Origin of the sequence: Natronoarchaeum philippinense (assembly GCF_900215575.1) — an archaeon.
Classification (GTDB): domain Archaea; phylum Halobacteriota; class Halobacteria; order Halobacteriales; family Natronoarchaeaceae; genus Natronoarchaeum; species Natronoarchaeum philippinense.
This window is the reverse complement of sequence record NZ_OBEJ01000001.1, coordinates 330870-345345: the sequence shown is the minus strand read 5'-3', so window position 1 is coordinate 345345 and position 14476 is coordinate 330870. Positions and strand designations below refer to the sequence as shown.

Below are 14476 nucleotides of genomic sequence, written 5' to 3'. Positions count from 1 at the left end.
GAGGCGCACCCTGTAAAAGGTTCCTGATAGGTTCTGGATCGCCACCAGGAACCATGAGTCTGGAACCAATCGAACCCGACACCGCGTTGGAACTCTACCTCGCGGACAAGGGCAACGAACTTGCCGAAGCTTCGCTCGAAGCTCACGAGTACCGTCTCGGTCACTTCGTCCGCTGGTGCGACCAGCAGGACATCGAGAACCTCAACAACCTTAGCGGGCGGCAGCTCCAGCGCTATCGAGTCTGGCGGCGAGACGAGGGTGACCTCTCGCCAGTCTCGGAGAAAACTCAGATGGACACTCTCCGCGTGTTCATTCGCTGGCTCGAGACCGTTGATGGCGTCGAACAGGACCTCAGCGAGAAAGTTCTCTCGCCGGACATCACGCCCGAGCAGAACGCCCGCGACGTCATGCTGGACAGTGACCGCGCCACCAGCGTGCTCGCCGAGCTCGAAAAGTACCACTACGCGTCGATCGAGCACGTCACGATCGCGCTCATGTGGCACACGATGATGCGCGTCGGGTCTATTCACGCCCTTGACATTGAGGACTACTATCCGGACGAACAGTACCTGAAGGTCAGGCATCGACCTGAGACAGAAACGCCCATCAAGAACCAAGGGGACGGCGAACGCCTCGTCGCTCTCTCGGACGACCTCTGTGAACTCCTCGACGACTGGATCGAGAGCCAGCGCCGCGACGTCAAAGACGATTGTGACCGAGAACCTCTCTTGACGACTGCACAGGGCCGTCCCTGCAAATCGACACTCAGAGTGTACGTCTACAGGTGGACACAGCCCTGTCGCTACGACGGAGAGTGCCCGCATGATCGAAACCCGGCCGAGTGCGAAGCGACCGAGCGCGACCACCTCTCGAAGTGCCCGTCGTCGGTCAGCCCCCACGCGATTCGTCGCGGAAGTATCACGCACAGTCTGAACAACGATATGCCCGACAAGGTCGTCAGTGACAGAGCGAACGTCAGTCAGGAAGTGATTGACATGCACTACGACCGGCGTACAGAGCGCGAACGGATGGAACAGCGGAGGGACTACCTCGACGACCTGTAACGCGACGACGAGTCAAGCAATCTCTCCATCAACTCGAACCCATTTTTGAACTGAACGCGCCCGTCAAACCCGTTTCGTGAGAGCGCCGAAACAACACCTTCACTGGCGTCGATGTCGGTCGTCACGATGCACGCGAATTCGACGTCATCGGCGTCGAGGCGTTCTGCCGCAATAGCCGCGAGTGCGGAGTCTGTTCCCGACGAAGGCGGTTGTTGCTAATCTAATGAATCATTAGATCCGCAAATGCCAACGTCTGTGTATCCGCTGTTATTGACAATCTTCAATCACAGTGGGATCAAAACGGGAATCTGTCTCTGACCGACTGGAACGCGAGGCGGCCGAGCAACTGAGCGGGGCCACGCTTGGGCAGATCGCGGGCGACATCCGTAGCACCTGGTGGTTCGCTCCCCCCAATGCCGAGTTCCCAGTCCGTCTCCGACTCAAAGCGGTCTACCGCGGTCTTGACGCGGTTGCACACCGCTTCGGCATCCATCGTCTTCACTTCGCCATCCTGCATAAGCACGTCGCCGTCCACAATGACCGTTTCTACGTCTGCGGGCGCCGCGTTGTTGGCGATCTGTGCCGGGATATTGGTCAGCGGCGTGAACTTCGGCTTGTCGACGTCGAGTAGGATGACGTCGGCTCGCTTGCCGGGTTCGAGGCTGCCGATCTCGTCACCGACGCCGAGTGCCTCTGCTCCCTCGGTGGTGAGCATTCGCACCAGTTCCATCGAGTCGTACTGACCGGCTGACCGCTTGAGGTTCGCAGCGAGCCGAGCCTGCCGCGCCTCACCGAACATACTGTACGAATCGTGCCAGTAGTGGTCGTCGATGCCGAGACCGACGTCGATGCCCGCTTCTCGAAGTTCCGGTACGGGCGTCCACTGCACGTCGCCGTCCGTGTTCCAGTAACAGAATATGGACGGGCAGTGTGCGACCGACGCGTCCGCGTCGGCAGTCCGTCGGATGTCCTCGTCGTCGGCCAGTCGGAAGTGGGCGGCCACCAGTCGGTCGTCCAGTAGGCCAACGTCGTCGAGGAGGTTGAGTGAGTCTTCGGCGCCGTTCGACCGCGCCATTTTGTTGCTCTCCTCGAGTTCGAGCAGGTGGGTGTGAACAAGCAGGTCGGGGTACTCGGCGGCGAGATCAGCGGTGCGCTCCCACAGCTCGCGCGTACACGACCAGTCGTCGTGGGGGTTGATTGTCGCTCGAATCCGTCCGTCGTACGTGTCGTGGTACTCGTCGATGAACCTGCGGGCACGGGCGAACTGCTCGTCGGCGGGGACGTCCCAGAAGAGGTCGGAGAGTGCCATCCCGAAGAACCCGCGGAGCCCCGCCTCGCCGAACGTCTCCGCGCCCGCGCTCGGCCGGACGTCCATCGAGTTGACGGTAGTGACGCCGCCGGCGAGGAAGTTGAGGGCAGCAAGTTCGTACCCCGCCTTGGTGAGGTAGTCGTACTCGCCCTCGGCGATGTGGCCGAAGATGGCGGTCATCCCGCTCATCATCTCCATCAGGTCGAGATCGCTGAACGCGCCGATCAGCGGCGTCAGCTCGAGGTGAGTGTGGGCGTTGACCAGCCCCGGCATCACGAGTGTGCCCTCGCCGTCGATGACGCGGGCGGCCGCGATGTTCGCATCGTCGTTCCGGGAGGATCGCACATCGGTGATGCGACCATCCTCGATGAGTACCGTACCCCGTTCGTAGAGCCGATTTCGGTCATCGACCGTGAGAACGTATGCGTCGTGAATCGCGATGTCAGCCGTCATTTGCGCCCACTATTCAGATATTTATCTAGTTGCTATTATTGGTGTCCGTTTTCACCCAGTTGAGAGCCTATGTACGGTCCGAGAGTAGGAAAAACCGCATCTCGTTTGGAGTGACCGGCTAGACCGGGGCGATCACGCACCATTGGTGGAAGTTCAGGTGACTGTTTGCGTCGTTCGTCGGTACCCATCGTACACAGCTGGCAGTCCGAGGGGAAGTGCGAGGAGCCCAAACCCGAGAAGGACGTACCCGGCCCCCTTTCGTCGTCGTACTACAAAGATCGTCGCGACGATACCGAACAGGGCAACCACGTAGGCGGTGTTACTCCAGATCACGTCGTACGAGGAACAGTACAGCCAGCAGACGAACGTATAGGATGGGGCATTCCACGTCGGCGGATAGAGTTTCGGCCAGAAGAACCGACAGTACGTCGTCCAGCCAACCATCGCCAACGTGGGGAGACCAGCGAGCCACAGCGTCGATCCGAATGGCGTCTGCGTTCCGAATCGCCTGTACCCAGCGAGGAACAACGACGGAAATCCAATAATCCACAGCCAAATACCGATGGTGTAGCTTGCTGGCCAGTGCTCAATCCGAGGCTGCTCGAACGGCAGTCGAAGTAACTCCGGCAGCGTCGCCCACGGGAACGAGGGGTCTGGCACCGGATTCGTGATGAATGCGAGCAAGCAGAGTCCCGTTCCAACGAGTAGTCCATAGAGGCCCAGCGTCGTGTATCGGTCGAGCCAAGCTGGGAGCGAGGGTTGGCCAGTCGTGTAACGGCGGTCAGGTGTCAGCGTCATCCTTCAGTCCTGGCGTGATTCCGTGTCGCGTTGGAGAGCCTCTCGTCGCTGTTCGTATTCGTCGTCGGTCAACTCGCCGCGAGCGTACGCGAGCCGAAGTTCTTCGAGCGCCTGGTCTGAGCCACTCTCACTGCCCGTTACAACCCTGTAGATGAGATAGCCACCGCCCACGAGGGCAGCGAGGAACAGGAGTTGCATCAGGATTCCAACGATGAACATCCAGCCCGGTATCGTCCCGTCGCTCCACATTCCACCGCCCCACATACCGCCCATCATCGGCCCGAATCCCATCATCCCGAAGCCCATGAAGAACATCGGGAAGATGACAAACGCACCGATGATGAGGAGAATCGTGACCAAGCGTGTGTCCTCCGTATTTTCAGGCATATATGTCCCTCCGTGAGCCAGCCTCTAGTGTCAAGTACGTGGTCACAGTTCAATGCGATTACGCCTTCGAACCCTCTGCAATCCAACCATGCAACTTTTGAATCCATGGCTGAGGCCTTCCCTAAAGAGGGAGATGTTAACGGGAACTGCAATAGATGATGTTTACATTGATACAATCATGCAGACGACGATGATTGAGGGAATCTTCGAATCCCTCCGCATCGGTGTTGGATTTCTCTGGACGGCGGCGTGGGCGATCATCATGGGGCTCACGATCACGAGTCTCGTCCAAGTCTACGTCTCCAAGGAGCGAATGGCCCAGGTCCTAGGTGATGATGACCTGAGCGGCCTCACGAAGGCGACTGCCTTCGGAGCGGCGAGCAGTGGGTGCAGTTTCGGGGCCGTCGCCATCGGGAAGGGATTGTTCAAGAAGGGCGCCCACGTGGTGAACTTCCTGGCGTTCATGTTCGCGTCGACGAACCTCATCGTCGAGCTCGGGCTGATGATTCTGATTCTGCTGGGCTGGAAGTTCCTCGTCGCGGAACTGCTTGGCGGTCTCATTCTCATCGCAGTCATGGCGGTCATCGTCCACCTCACGCTCCCCGAGAACCTCTTCGACGAGGTCCGGGAGACGCTCAACGAGCGAGACCGCGAAGCGGGTGTTACTGAGGACCCTACGTGCGGGATGGAGGGCAAAGACGAGTTCACCCTCACGACTGACGGTGGGGAGACGTTGCAGTTCTGCTCGCAGGGTTGTATGGAGACCTACCGACAGGAGCTGTCCAGTCGTGGCGGGTGGCGCGAGGAGTTGCTGTCGTGGGGCGGCTGGTACAAGATCGGGAACCAGTACCGCAAGGAGTGGTCGATGATCTGGAAGGACGTCATCGCCGGCTTCCTCATCTCCGGGTTCGTTATCGTCTTCGTCCCGCAGTGGGTCTGGAATACGCTGTTCATCCAGGGTGATGGCCTCCTCGTGACCGCCGAGAACGCAATCATGGGTGTCGCAATTGCCGTCCTCAGCTTCGTCGGCAGTATGGGCAACGTTCCCTTCGCCGTTGCACTCTGGGGCGGCGGCATCAGCTTCGCCGGCGTCATCGCGTTCGTCTACGCGGACCTCATCACGATTCCCGTGTTGAACGTCTATCGGAAATACTACGGCTGGAAGGTGATGCTGTACATCCTCGGCGTCTTCTTCGTCACGATGGCGTTCACCGGCTTCCTCATGGAGCTACTGTTCGACGCCCTCAACATTGTCCCGGATTTGGCCGGTGGTGAGACGGCGACCGAACAGACGTACTTCGAACTCAACTACACGTTCTACCTCAACCTCGTCGCGTTCGCCCTCTCGGGAGTCCTCCTCTACGTCTATCGCCGAGGGCTGGGTGCACCTGGCCAGTATCGTGACCCGGTCTGTGGGATGCGGATCGACGATAGCGGGCCGAGCAGCACCCACGACGGCGAGACGTACTACTTCTGCTCGAAGACCTGCAAGCGATCGTTCGAGAAGCACCCCTCCGAGTTTGCCAATCAACATCCACAGGTTTCAGGGACGGGAGCCTCTCAGAGTCATGAACATCATTGACTGCTGTGTCTCGAGAGCAAGTATCGCGACCAAGCGGCTTCGAGTTTTGCGTCGGCTAATCACAACTGGTACGGCGGTGTCTCGCAAACTATCACGCATGAACTGGGATCACGACAAATCGAGGTGGGATGGATGAATCGACGTCGATCAGACACGCTGGTCGGTCTCCTCGTCGCTGCCATCTTCATCGTCGGTGGTGCGCTCAGCTGGCAAGCGTACCAGCAACAGCAAGCCATCGAACAAATGGGCTCGATGATGGGCACGTCGATGGGGGCGGTTCACGGAACGAATCCGCTCTGGTACTTCCTTTGGACCTTTCTCGCCGCGGCGGTCATCGGTGGAGGGTATCTCGCAGTCCGCGACGACTTCACCAGCACAGACGCAAACGATCGCTCACAGAAGGAGATGTCGGAACCAGCCGACCCTGAGAGCACAGCACCGGCGGCTGACACCCAGCCAGATGAGGCCATCAATCCAGAGTCTCAGCCGCAGGCTCGCGTGTTGGACCTCTTGCCGGACGACGAACGGCGGATTCTCGAACCGATCGTCTCCTCGCCCGGCATCACGCAGATCGAATTACGGGATCGCTCGAACTTCTCGAAGAGCAAGGTCAGTCAGACGGTCAGTGCTCTCGAGAGGCGGGGTCTGTTGTATCGCGAACGTCAAGGGCGGACGTACCGTATCTATCCGAGCGACGATCTGCGACAGAATCAGGAGCACTAGCCACAGGGGCAGCAGTCTAGGCCCAGTGGGACTATCGGCCGACAGTGAGGTATCCGATGCAGTATCGGGCACCGTGTTAATCGGCGGCCTGTGCCTGTCCCGTGCTCTGGCTCTGCCCCTATCTCGGCAGGGTCTTCATGCCCTCCTTGACGCCGAAGTGAACCACCTCGGCCTGCTCCGCCTGTAGTCTTTCCAAAGCAGCAAGGATGTGAGCTCGGAGCCCGCCGAATTTGACGTGGATGAACGATCTCATCCCTCAAAAACGATTAAAACGCCCTATACACGTTCTCGAACGATCTTCTGTGCGTATTCACACCCATCGTGATAACTCCCAAGCGGTTCTACGAGTAACCGAGGAGAACAACAATGACCAACTTCAAACTCGGCGGCTGGCTGCTCGTGGCGCTTGCAATCGTCGGATTCGCGTTTGCCGCGCCCGTGGTCAGCGCACACGGCACCAACACGACTGCTGACGATGCGCCACCGTACGACAGAAATGCGACCGCGGACGACTGGGCGGCCTGGATGGAAGGCCACATGACTGACCACATGGGTCCTAGTAGCGTCGAGTGGATGGAGTCCCACATGGGTGTGACCGTCGACGAGATGGCCCAGGACATGGCTGACGACGACTACAACGACGGAATGTACGGGCAGGACCACTGCTGACAACCCTGACCGTTTCGATCGCTTCGACCCAACACCACGACTCATAAACCCAAGATAATGACGCAACTTACCACTCACGTCGGACGCACTGCTCGTCGACTCACGATACTCGCCGTCCCGCTGCTGGTCGCGGCGACTGGAACGGCTGTTGCCCACGGTGGCGGGAGCTACGGCGGCGGCATGATGGGCGGTGGGGGGCTCTTCGGCGGAGCGATGGGATTCTGGGGGCTCCTCTGGATGGGGCTCCTCATCGCCGTCCCGCTCTACCTCGCCCATGCGATCCTCAACCGAGGATCCGGCGGGAACGATGAGCAGTCGCTGTCGGTTCTCCGCGAGCGCTACGCCCGCGGTGAGCTCTCGGATGACGAATTCGATCGACGGCGAAAACAGCTCGAACGTACCGGATGACCGGAACAGTTGCTGTTCCAACCGGGTCACCACACTCCCAACGCCCGCCGTTGCGGCACCAAATCATTAACCCCGTAAACGGGGTATAATATACCATGGAATACACAATACAGACTTCAGTTGCCGGTGAATTCGACAAAGTGGTCGAGACGGCCAGAAAGGCACTCAAAAACGAAGGCTTCGGCGTCCTCTGTGACATCGACGTCCAGGCGACACTTGAAGAGAAGCTCGGCGAAGAATTCCGACAGTACCGCATCCTCGGAGCGTGCAACCCGGGACTAGCACACGAGGGCCTGAACGAGGAAATCGAGCTCGGCGCGCTCCTCCCATGTAACATCATCGTCTACGAAACCAACGACGGTGAGGTCATGGTGAGCGCAGTCGACCCACAACAACTCGTCGGTATCGCTGACAACGAGGCGCTCAACTCGATTGCGACCGAGGTTCACGACCGGTTCGAACGCGTCCTCTCGAGTGTTGGCACCGAACTCGAATCCATCTCGGAGGCCTAATACCCGATGGCATCATCGAACCAACTCGACACCACGACTCTCATCCTCCTCATCTTGGGGGCGATCATCGTCCTCCCCATGCTCACGATGGGGATGGGATTCGGCGGGATGATGGGATACGGTGGAATGATGGGTGGCTACGGAACGACCAGCGGGTGGTGGCCACTCGTCGGGATGCTCGTCCAGCTAGTCTTCTTCCTCGTCCTCCTCGGTGGGGGATACCTCGTCTTCCGCCGGGTGACGGACTCGCGGTCGTCGCGGAATCCCGCGATGGAGGAACTTCGCACTGCGTACGCCCGTGGCGAACTCACCGACGAAGAGTTCGAAACCCGTCGGGACAAACTCGAACAGTCAAAGTAACCATCTTCTAAATCATATTGGAGATGTATGTTTCTAATTCAAGGATTGGGCGCCCCCATAGCAGCATAATCGAAGGAGAAATTCGCTAAAGAGAGGGGAACGTACGTACTCTTGTATGACGACAATCATCACCGTAGAGGGAATGACGTGCGGCCACTGTGAACAGACGGTCGAAGAGGCGCTTCAGGGAGTCTCCGGTGTGACCGACGCGACTGTCGACCGGGAGAACGAACAGGCGAGTGTCGATGGTGACGCAGATGCCACGGCCCTCGTGGAGGCCATCGAAGACGCCGGATACACCGCTCACGCCTGAGGATCACCCCCAATCTGAGGATAGCACAGAACGCTCCTCGGTGAACGGCCCACTGTTCTCCTCGGTGTTTGTTCACATAGGCCTTGATGCACGATTTCAGGGGCCAAACATTCAGGAAGCCAGCGAATCCATCTCAAGAGAGAGCATGACCTATGGACGACCACAACGATACACGTGAGAACCCCACCGGAGGGAAAAACCAGCAGGACAACGACAGTCACCACCAGCACGGATCTGGCGACCACGATGAAGCGGTCAACGAGTCTGACGAGCAACGGGGAGAACAGGGGCTACTATCAGAAGAGACTCACCCAGCCGCAGAGGGTGAAGCGACTCACCAAGAGCACCATACGCACGCCGAACACGACGGCGAGGGTCACGCCTCCGGTTCCCACGAGGGGCACGGTGAGGGCCATGGCGGGATGCACGCGGGCCACGAGCAGATGTTCCGCCGGCGCTTTTTTGTCTCGACGCTCCTGTCGATTCCCGTCCTCCTGTACAGCGAAACGTTGCAGGCGTGGCTCGGTTTCTCTGTCCCAGCATTCCCGGGGAGCGAATGGATCAACCCCGTATTCGCGGTGATTGTCTTCGCGTACGGTGGGGTGCCGTTCCTCCAGATGGCGATGCCGGAGCTGAAAGACCGGTCGCCGGGAATGATGACGCTGATCTCAATGGCGATCACCGTGGCGTTCGTCTACAGCCTCGCGAGCGTCGTGTTCCCGACGCAGTCGGCGTTCTTCTGGGAACTAGTCACACTGATCGACATCATGCTGCTCGGTCACTGGATCGAGATGCGGTCGGTGCGACGGGCCTCCAGCGCGGTCGACGAACTGGCGAAGTTGATGCCCGATACCGCCGAGCGAATCACCAACGACGGCGACACCGAAGAAGTATCGGTGAGCGAGCTCTCCGAGGGCGACCTCGTGCTCGTCCGGCCGGGCGCGAGTGTCCCTGCTGACGGCATCGTCGAAGAGGGAGATTCAGACGTCGAGGAGTCAATGATCACCGGAGAGTCGAAGCCGGTCTCGAAAGAACCCGGCGACGAGGTCATCGGCGGGACGATCAACGGCGACGGCAGCCTTCGCGTGCGCGTCGGTGCGACAGGCGAGGAGACGACGCTTGCGGGCATCATGCGACTCGTCGAGGAAGCCCAGCAGAGCAAGTCCAAGACGCAGGTGCTGGCCGACAGAGCGGCCGGGTGGCTGTTCTACGTCGCGCTCGGGGCGGCAGTCGTGACAGCCATCGCGTGGACAATCGCAGTATCGTTCGACGCTACAGTCATCGAACGAGTCGTTACGGTCCTCGTCATCGCCTGCCCGCACGCGCTTGGGCTCGCGATCCCACTCGTTGTTGCGATCAATACGTCACTCGCGGCGCGCAACGGGATGCTCGTTCGCGACCGGATCGCGATGGAGGAGGCACGGAACCTGGACGCCATCATCTTCGACAAGACGGGGACGCTCACCGAAGGCGAGCACGGCGTCGTCGACATGGTGACCGTTGACGGCGTCGCCGAAGACGAGGCACTCGCGCTGGCTGCGGCTGTCGAAAGCGATTCAGAACACATGATTGCGCGGGCCATCCGCGAGGCCGCTGAACAGCGTGACCTCACTGCTCCTGATGCGGCCGATTTCGAGGCTATCAAGGGAAGGGGCGTCCGAGCGAGTGTTGACGGGAACGAGGTGTACGTCGGCGGGCCGAATTTGTTGACCCAACTCGATAGCGAGGTCCCCAACCATCTCCAGCGCTTCGCCGACGAAGCCGGCCAGAACGCACAGACCGTAGTGTATCTTGTTCGCGAGAGAGAGTTGGTTGCCGCGTTCGCAATGGCCGACGTGATCCGCGAGGAGAGCTACGCGGTTGTCGACGCGCTTCACGACCTCGGTATCGAGGTAGCGATGCTCACCGGAGACTCCCAAGATGTCGCAAACGCTGTCGCCGATGAACTGAAGATCGACACAGTGTTCGCGGAAGTCCTTCCTGAAGACAAAGACAAAAAAGTTCAGGAACTTCAAGACGAGGGGAAGCTCGTGGGGATGGTCGGCGACGGAGTGAATGATGCGCCTGCACTGACGCGAGCCGATGTAGGGATCGCGATCGGGAGCGGGACCGACGTCGCCGTCCAGTCGGCCGACGTGATCCTCGTCCAGAACAATCCGATGGACGTCGTCCGTCTCGTGAAGTTGAGCCGGGCGAGCTACCGGAAGATGCAGGAGAACATCGTATGGGCCGCCGGCTACAACGTCTTTGCCATCCCGCTGGCCGCGGGCGTGCTCGCACCGATCGGGACCCTGCTGTCGCCCGCGGTCGGCGCACTGTTGATGTCGCTTAGCACGGTCATCGTCGCGATCAACGCGCAGCTGCTCCGCCGGGTCGATCTCGATCTCCCGTCGCTCCCGGGCGTCGATGCGTCGGGCCATCCCAGTGCAGCGGACTGAGGCGTTGGCCTCACGGTTCATCTTCCATCAGGAGCGCGACGTGGAACTCCCCGCGCAAGTACCGCTCGCCGCGCCGCGTCAACTGGTACTTTTTGCGTTCGACTCCGGCGCCTCCTGGTTCGGACGCCGGGCGACCCCCGCACCCCTAGCTTGAACACCGGGTTCGTGATATGCCACACGTGACGCCGCTCCCCAGCCACTGGTCTCGTCGTCGACGAGACGACGTCGACGCTACGGCGACCGACCCAATCATGCCCTCACCGAACGTGCAGGACGCCGGTACTGAGCGCGAAGAGTGCACCGAGTACAAACCGATCGCGGAGTACGGCGTCGTCGGCAACCTGGAGACGGTCGCCCTGATCGGTCGCGACGGCGCGGTCGACTGGTGTTGCTTCCCGCACGTCGAGTCGCCGAGCCTGTTCGCTCGCCTGCTCGACGCCGAGGGCGGCGGGCGATTCTCCGTCAGTCCGAGCCGTTCGTTCGAGACGAGCCAGCGGTACCTCGATCGGACGAATATCCTGCGGACACGCTTCGAGACGGCGTCCGGCCGAGCGACCATGACCGACTTCATGCCCGTACCGGAGGCGATCGACGGCGCCGAGAACGCCCACCGGGTGCTGTACCGAAAGGTCGACTGCGAGGTCGGTCCGGTTGAACTGGACATCCTGTTCGAGCCGCGATTCGACTACGCGCAGACCGAGCCGGATGTCGAGAGATCGAACCACGGCGTCGTCGCCCGGGGAGACGGCGAGGCGGCGTTTCTCACGAGTCCGGTCGAGTTCGGCGTCGACAAGGGTTGCGCTGGCACCTCGCTGACACTCGAGGCGGACGAGACGCGCTGGCTCGTTCTTGGATACGACCGCGAAATCCCGGTGCAACCAGACGAACACCAGCGGATACTCGACGACGTCGTCGCGTACTGGCGAGACTGGGCCCACGAGTGTTCGGCCAGGGAGACGTGTCCCGTCGCTAGGGCACACCACGATCTGGCGGTCCGGTCGGCGCTAGCACTGAAGCTACTGATCCATGACGACACCGGTGCGATCTGTGCCGCGCCGACGACCTCGCTGCCCGAGGACGTCGGCGGCGTCCGGAACTGGGACTACCGGTACAACTGGATCCGCGACTCGGCCTTTACCGTCTAGGCGCTGGGCGAACTCGGCCACGTCGAGGAGGCGAAGGAATACTTCGAGCTCTGTCTCTCGCACTGCTCGCGGGGCCCGCCGACTGACATTCAGCCTGTCTACGGGCTCCACGGCGACGACGACCTGCCCGAGCGGACGCTTGATCACCTCTCGGGCTATCGGGACTCGGCGCCGGTCCGGGTCGGCAACGCCGCCCATGAGCAGCGCCAGCTCGACGTGTACGGCGAGCTGATCGTCGGCGTCCACGAGACGATGCGCTACGGTGCCGAGATCACCGACCGCACCTGGGCGGCGATCCGGGACATAGTCGACTACGTTTGCGGGGCGTGGGAGGAGCCTGATGTCGGGATCTGGGAGGTCCGCGACGATCCGCAGAACTTCGTCTACTCGAAGGTGATGTGCTGGGCAGCGATCGACCGAGCGCTTCGGATCGTCAACGAGACCGACTACGAGGGGCCCGTCAAGCGCTGGCGCGACGTTCGTGGGGAGATCAAGAAGACCATTCTCGAGAAGGGGTATAGCGACGAGCTCGACAGCTTCGTCCGCTCGTTCGAGGCCGACGATCAACTCGACGCGGCGGCGCTGCGCGTCCCAATGGTCGGATTCCTCCCGGCCGATGATGAGCGGGTACGGGGGACGATCGACGCCGTCCGCGACCGGCTGACGACTGACGAGGGGCTGGTCAACCGCTTCGAGGACGATGACGGGCTCCCCGGCGAGGAGGGCGCGTTCGTGGTCTGCTCGTTCTGGCTGGTCAACGCGCTCGCGCTGGCGGGCCGCGAGGGCGAGGCCCGCGACCTGTTCGAGGACGTCTGCGAGTTCGTCAGCCCGCTCGGCCTGCTCTCGGAGGAGATCGACCGCGAGACGGGCGAACTGCTGGGGAACTTCCCGCAGGCGTTCAGCCAGATCGGGCTGATCAACGGCGCGCTCGCGCTCGACAACGCAGGAACTTCACGACCGGAGGACCAGGATGGCTGACAGCACTCAGAATCAGGACGACGGCGGAGGCATGCAAGAACCCGGTGAGATGATGCTGAACCACCCGCTGAAGGAGCTGTGGATTCAGTACGGCATCATCTCGCTGGGCATCTGGCTCGTCTTTAGCCCGAACGCTCACGGGTACGAGAGCGCGCTGATGACGTGGAGTGACGTCGTGACGGGACTGGTGCTCGTCGCGCTCGGCGTCGTGACGATCTGGCGAAAGAACCCGTGGGCGTCGTACGCCAGCGGCGGCGTCGGCGTCTGGCTGCTGCTGGCGCCGCTGGTGTTCCATGCGCCGACGGCGGCCGCGTACCTCAATGACACGCTCGTTGGCATCTTGGTCATAATGTTCTCGGTCATTATCATGATGCGCATGGAGATGGACGGCGCGACGGTGCCATCGGGGTGGTCGTACAACCCCTCGACGGCGGCCCAGCGGTTTCCGCTGATCGCGCTGGGCATGTTCGGCTTCTTCGCCTCGCAGTACATGGCGGCCTACCAGCTCGGCTACATCAACCACGTCTGGGATCCCTTCTTCGGCGACGGGACCGTCCAGATTCTCGACTCGCGGGTGTCGAAGGCGTTTCCCGTCTCGGACGCCGGCCTGGGCGCCGTCGCGTACGCGATTGAGGCGTTGATGGGCTTTATGGGCGACAAGAGCCGCTGGCGGACGATGCCGTGGATGGTGACCTTCTTCGGCATCGTCGTGATCCCGCTGGGGTTCGTTCAGGTGCTATTGGTCATCACCCAGCCGGTGCTTGTCGGGACCTGGTGCACGCTCTGTCTCCTGTCGGCATTCGGGATGCTCTGGATGATCTCGCTGACCGTCGACGAGGTCGCCGCGATGGTCCAGTTGCTTGACCGGCGGACCGACGAGGGCGCATCGCTGTGGCACGCCTTCTGGATGGGCGGGCACCTCTCCGAGGAGGACGCCGGCCTGAACGGGGACACCCGATCCGAGCGGGACCGACCTGCGGGGATGTTCTGGGGGGTCTCTATCCCGTGGTACCTGATCGCCTCGATGGCGATCGGCTTCTGGCTGATGCTCTCGCCGACGGTGTTCGGAACCGGCGGGCTGCTTGCCGACAGTAGCCACCTCGCCGGCGCGCTCGTCGTCTCGATCGCGGTGATCGCGACGGGCGAGCCGGCGAGGGCAGCGCGGTTCGTCAACGTCCCGCTCGGCGCGTGGATCGCGGTCGCGCCGTGGCTGTTCGGCGCGCCGACGCTCGCGACGTGGAGCGGCGTCGTCGCGGGCGTGCTGTTGATCCTCCTGAGCGTCCCGCGGGGCCAGATCCGCGATCAGTACGGGTTCTGGCAGGAGTACATCGTGTGAG

General features: G+C 61.4%; 14 protein-coding genes and 1 pseudogene. 11 read left to right on the top strand and 4 right to left on the bottom strand.

Going from position 1 to position 14476, the window contains the following annotated elements; genetic code table 11:
* The first annotated feature begins 53 nt into the window (after nt 1-53).
* Entirely contained in the window at nt 54-1064 is a 1011-nt protein-coding gene (locus tag CRO01_RS01710; RefSeq protein ID WP_097007390.1) for a tyrosine-type recombinase/integrase, read from the top strand.
* A gap of 295 nt (nt 1065-1359) precedes the next feature.
* Here the strand turns inward: CRO01_RS01710 and CRO01_RS01705 are convergent, their stop codons facing one another.
* The 3 genes from CRO01_RS01705 to CRO01_RS01695 form a co-directional block, all read right to left on the bottom strand.
* The gene (locus CRO01_RS01705) at nt 1360-2826 is read right to left on the bottom strand and encodes an amidohydrolase family protein (RefSeq protein WP_097007389.1); all 1467 of its coding nucleotides are present in this window, start codon (nt 2824-2826) and stop codon (nt 1360-1362) included.
* 153 nt (nt 2827-2979) lie between these two features.
* A complete protein-coding gene (locus CRO01_RS01700; RefSeq protein ID WP_097007388.1) occupies nt 2980-3624 on the bottom strand; it encodes a hypothetical protein in 645 nt (214 codons plus the stop codon).
* Between the two features lie 3 nt (nt 3625-3627).
* On the bottom strand, nt 3628-4011 hold the full coding sequence (locus CRO01_RS01695; RefSeq protein ID WP_097007387.1) for an SHOCT domain-containing protein: 384 nt from the start codon (nt 4009-4011) through the stop codon (nt 3628-3630).
* A gap of 178 nt (nt 4012-4189) precedes the next feature.
* Here CRO01_RS01695 and CRO01_RS01690 point away from each other — a divergent pair, with 178 nt between their 5' ends.
* Entirely contained in the window at nt 4190-5593 is a 1404-nt protein-coding gene (locus tag CRO01_RS01690; RefSeq protein ID WP_097008298.1) for a permease, read from the top strand.
* Between the two features lie 132 nt (nt 5594-5725).
* A complete protein-coding gene (locus CRO01_RS01685) occupies nt 5726-6316 on the top strand; it encodes a DUF7343 domain-containing protein (RefSeq protein WP_097008297.1) in 591 nt (196 codons plus the stop codon).
* A gap of 118 nt (nt 6317-6434) precedes the next feature.
* Here CRO01_RS01685 and CRO01_RS16980 read toward each other — a convergent pair whose 3' ends face one another.
* Nucleotides 6435-6569 carry a hypothetical protein gene (locus CRO01_RS16980; protein WP_259370004.1) on the bottom strand — a complete coding sequence of 45 codons (135 nt, stop codon included), beginning with the start codon at nt 6567-6569 and terminating at the stop codon, nt 6435-6437.
* A 113-nt stretch (nt 6570-6682) separates the two neighbouring features.
* Here CRO01_RS16980 and CRO01_RS01680 point away from each other — a divergent pair, with 113 nt between their 5' ends.
* The 8 genes and pseudogenes from CRO01_RS01680 to CRO01_RS01645 all read left to right on the top strand — a co-directional run bounded on the left by CRO01_RS01680 (nt 6683) and on the right by CRO01_RS01645 (nt 14475).
* Nucleotides 6683-6985, top strand: coding sequence for a hypothetical protein (locus CRO01_RS01680; RefSeq protein ID WP_097007386.1), 303 nt, complete (start codon nt 6683-6685; stop codon nt 6983-6985).
* Nucleotides 6986-7042: 57 nt separating this feature from the next.
* Complete coding sequence (locus tag CRO01_RS01675) at nt 7043-7393, top strand: SHOCT domain-containing protein (protein WP_097007385.1); 351 nt, start codon at nt 7043-7045, stop codon at nt 7391-7393.
* A gap of 95 nt (nt 7394-7488) precedes the next feature.
* Nucleotides 7489-7905: a DUF302 domain-containing protein gene (locus tag CRO01_RS01670; protein ID WP_097007384.1), complete on the top strand. Its 417-nt coding sequence runs from the start codon at nt 7489-7491 to the stop codon at nt 7903-7905.
* A 6-nt stretch (nt 7906-7911) separates the two neighbouring features.
* Entirely contained in the window at nt 7912-8265 is a 354-nt protein-coding gene (locus CRO01_RS01665) for an SHOCT domain-containing protein (protein WP_097007383.1), read from the top strand.
* A gap of 115 nt (nt 8266-8380) precedes the next feature.
* Nucleotides 8381-8578: a CopZ family metallochaperone gene (locus tag CRO01_RS01660; protein ID WP_097007382.1), complete on the top strand. Its 198-nt coding sequence runs from the start codon at nt 8381-8383 to the stop codon at nt 8576-8578.
* A 152-nt stretch (nt 8579-8730) separates the two neighbouring features.
* Nucleotides 8731-11016, top strand: coding sequence for a copper-translocating P-type ATPase (locus CRO01_RS01655; protein ID WP_097007381.1), 2286 nt, complete (start codon nt 8731-8733; stop codon nt 11014-11016).
* A 170-nt stretch (nt 11017-11186) separates the two neighbouring features.
* Nucleotides 11187-13139: pseudogene (locus CRO01_RS01650) on the top strand (glycoside hydrolase family 15 protein).
* On the top strand, nt 13132-14475 hold the full coding sequence (locus CRO01_RS01645; RefSeq protein WP_218839109.1) for a vitamin K epoxide reductase family protein: 1344 nt from the start codon (nt 13132-13134) through the stop codon (nt 14473-14475). Before CRO01_RS01650 ends, CRO01_RS01645 begins: the two are co-directional and overlap by 8 nt.
* Nucleotide 14476 lies beyond the last annotated feature (1 nt).

Coding starts and splice junctions, on each gene's coding strand:
- CRO01_RS01660 (WP_097007382.1), top strand. CDS start 8,381: ATGACGACAATCATCACCGTAGAGGGAATGACGTGCGGCCACTGTGAA.
- CRO01_RS01690 (WP_097008298.1), top strand. CDS start 4,190: ATGCAGACGACGATGATTGAGGGAATCTTCGAATCCCTCCGCATCGGT.
- CRO01_RS01710 (WP_097007390.1), top strand. CDS start 54: ATGAGTCTGGAACCAATCGAACCCGACACCGCGTTGGAACTCTACCTC.
- CRO01_RS01655 (WP_097007381.1), top strand. CDS start 8,731: ATGGACGACCACAACGATACACGTGAGAACCCCACCGGAGGGAAAAAC.
- CRO01_RS01685 (WP_097008297.1), top strand. CDS start 5,726: ATGAATCGACGTCGATCAGACACGCTGGTCGGTCTCCTCGTCGCTGCC.
- CRO01_RS01645 (WP_218839109.1), top strand. CDS start 13,132: ATGGCTGACAGCACTCAGAATCAGGACGACGGCGGAGGCATGCAAGAA.
- CRO01_RS01700 (WP_097007388.1), bottom strand. CDS start 3,624: ATGACGCTGACACCTGACCGCCGTTACACGACTGGCCAACCCTCGCTC.
- CRO01_RS01695 (WP_097007387.1), bottom strand. CDS start 4,011: ATGCCTGAAAATACGGAGGACACACGCTTGGTCACGATTCTCCTCATC.
- CRO01_RS16980 (WP_259370004.1), bottom strand. CDS start 6,569: ATGAGATCGTTCATCCACGTCAAATTCGGCGGGCTCCGAGCTCACATC.
- CRO01_RS01665 (WP_097007383.1), top strand. CDS start 7,912: ATGGCATCATCGAACCAACTCGACACCACGACTCTCATCCTCCTCATC.
- CRO01_RS01670 (WP_097007384.1), top strand. CDS start 7,489: ATGGAATACACAATACAGACTTCAGTTGCCGGTGAATTCGACAAAGTG.
- CRO01_RS01680 (WP_097007386.1), top strand. CDS start 6,683: ATGACCAACTTCAAACTCGGCGGCTGGCTGCTCGTGGCGCTTGCAATC.
- CRO01_RS01675 (WP_097007385.1), top strand. CDS start 7,043: ATGACGCAACTTACCACTCACGTCGGACGCACTGCTCGTCGACTCACG.
- CRO01_RS01705 (WP_097007389.1), bottom strand. CDS start 2,826: ATGACGGCTGACATCGCGATTCACGACGCATACGTTCTCACGGTCGAT.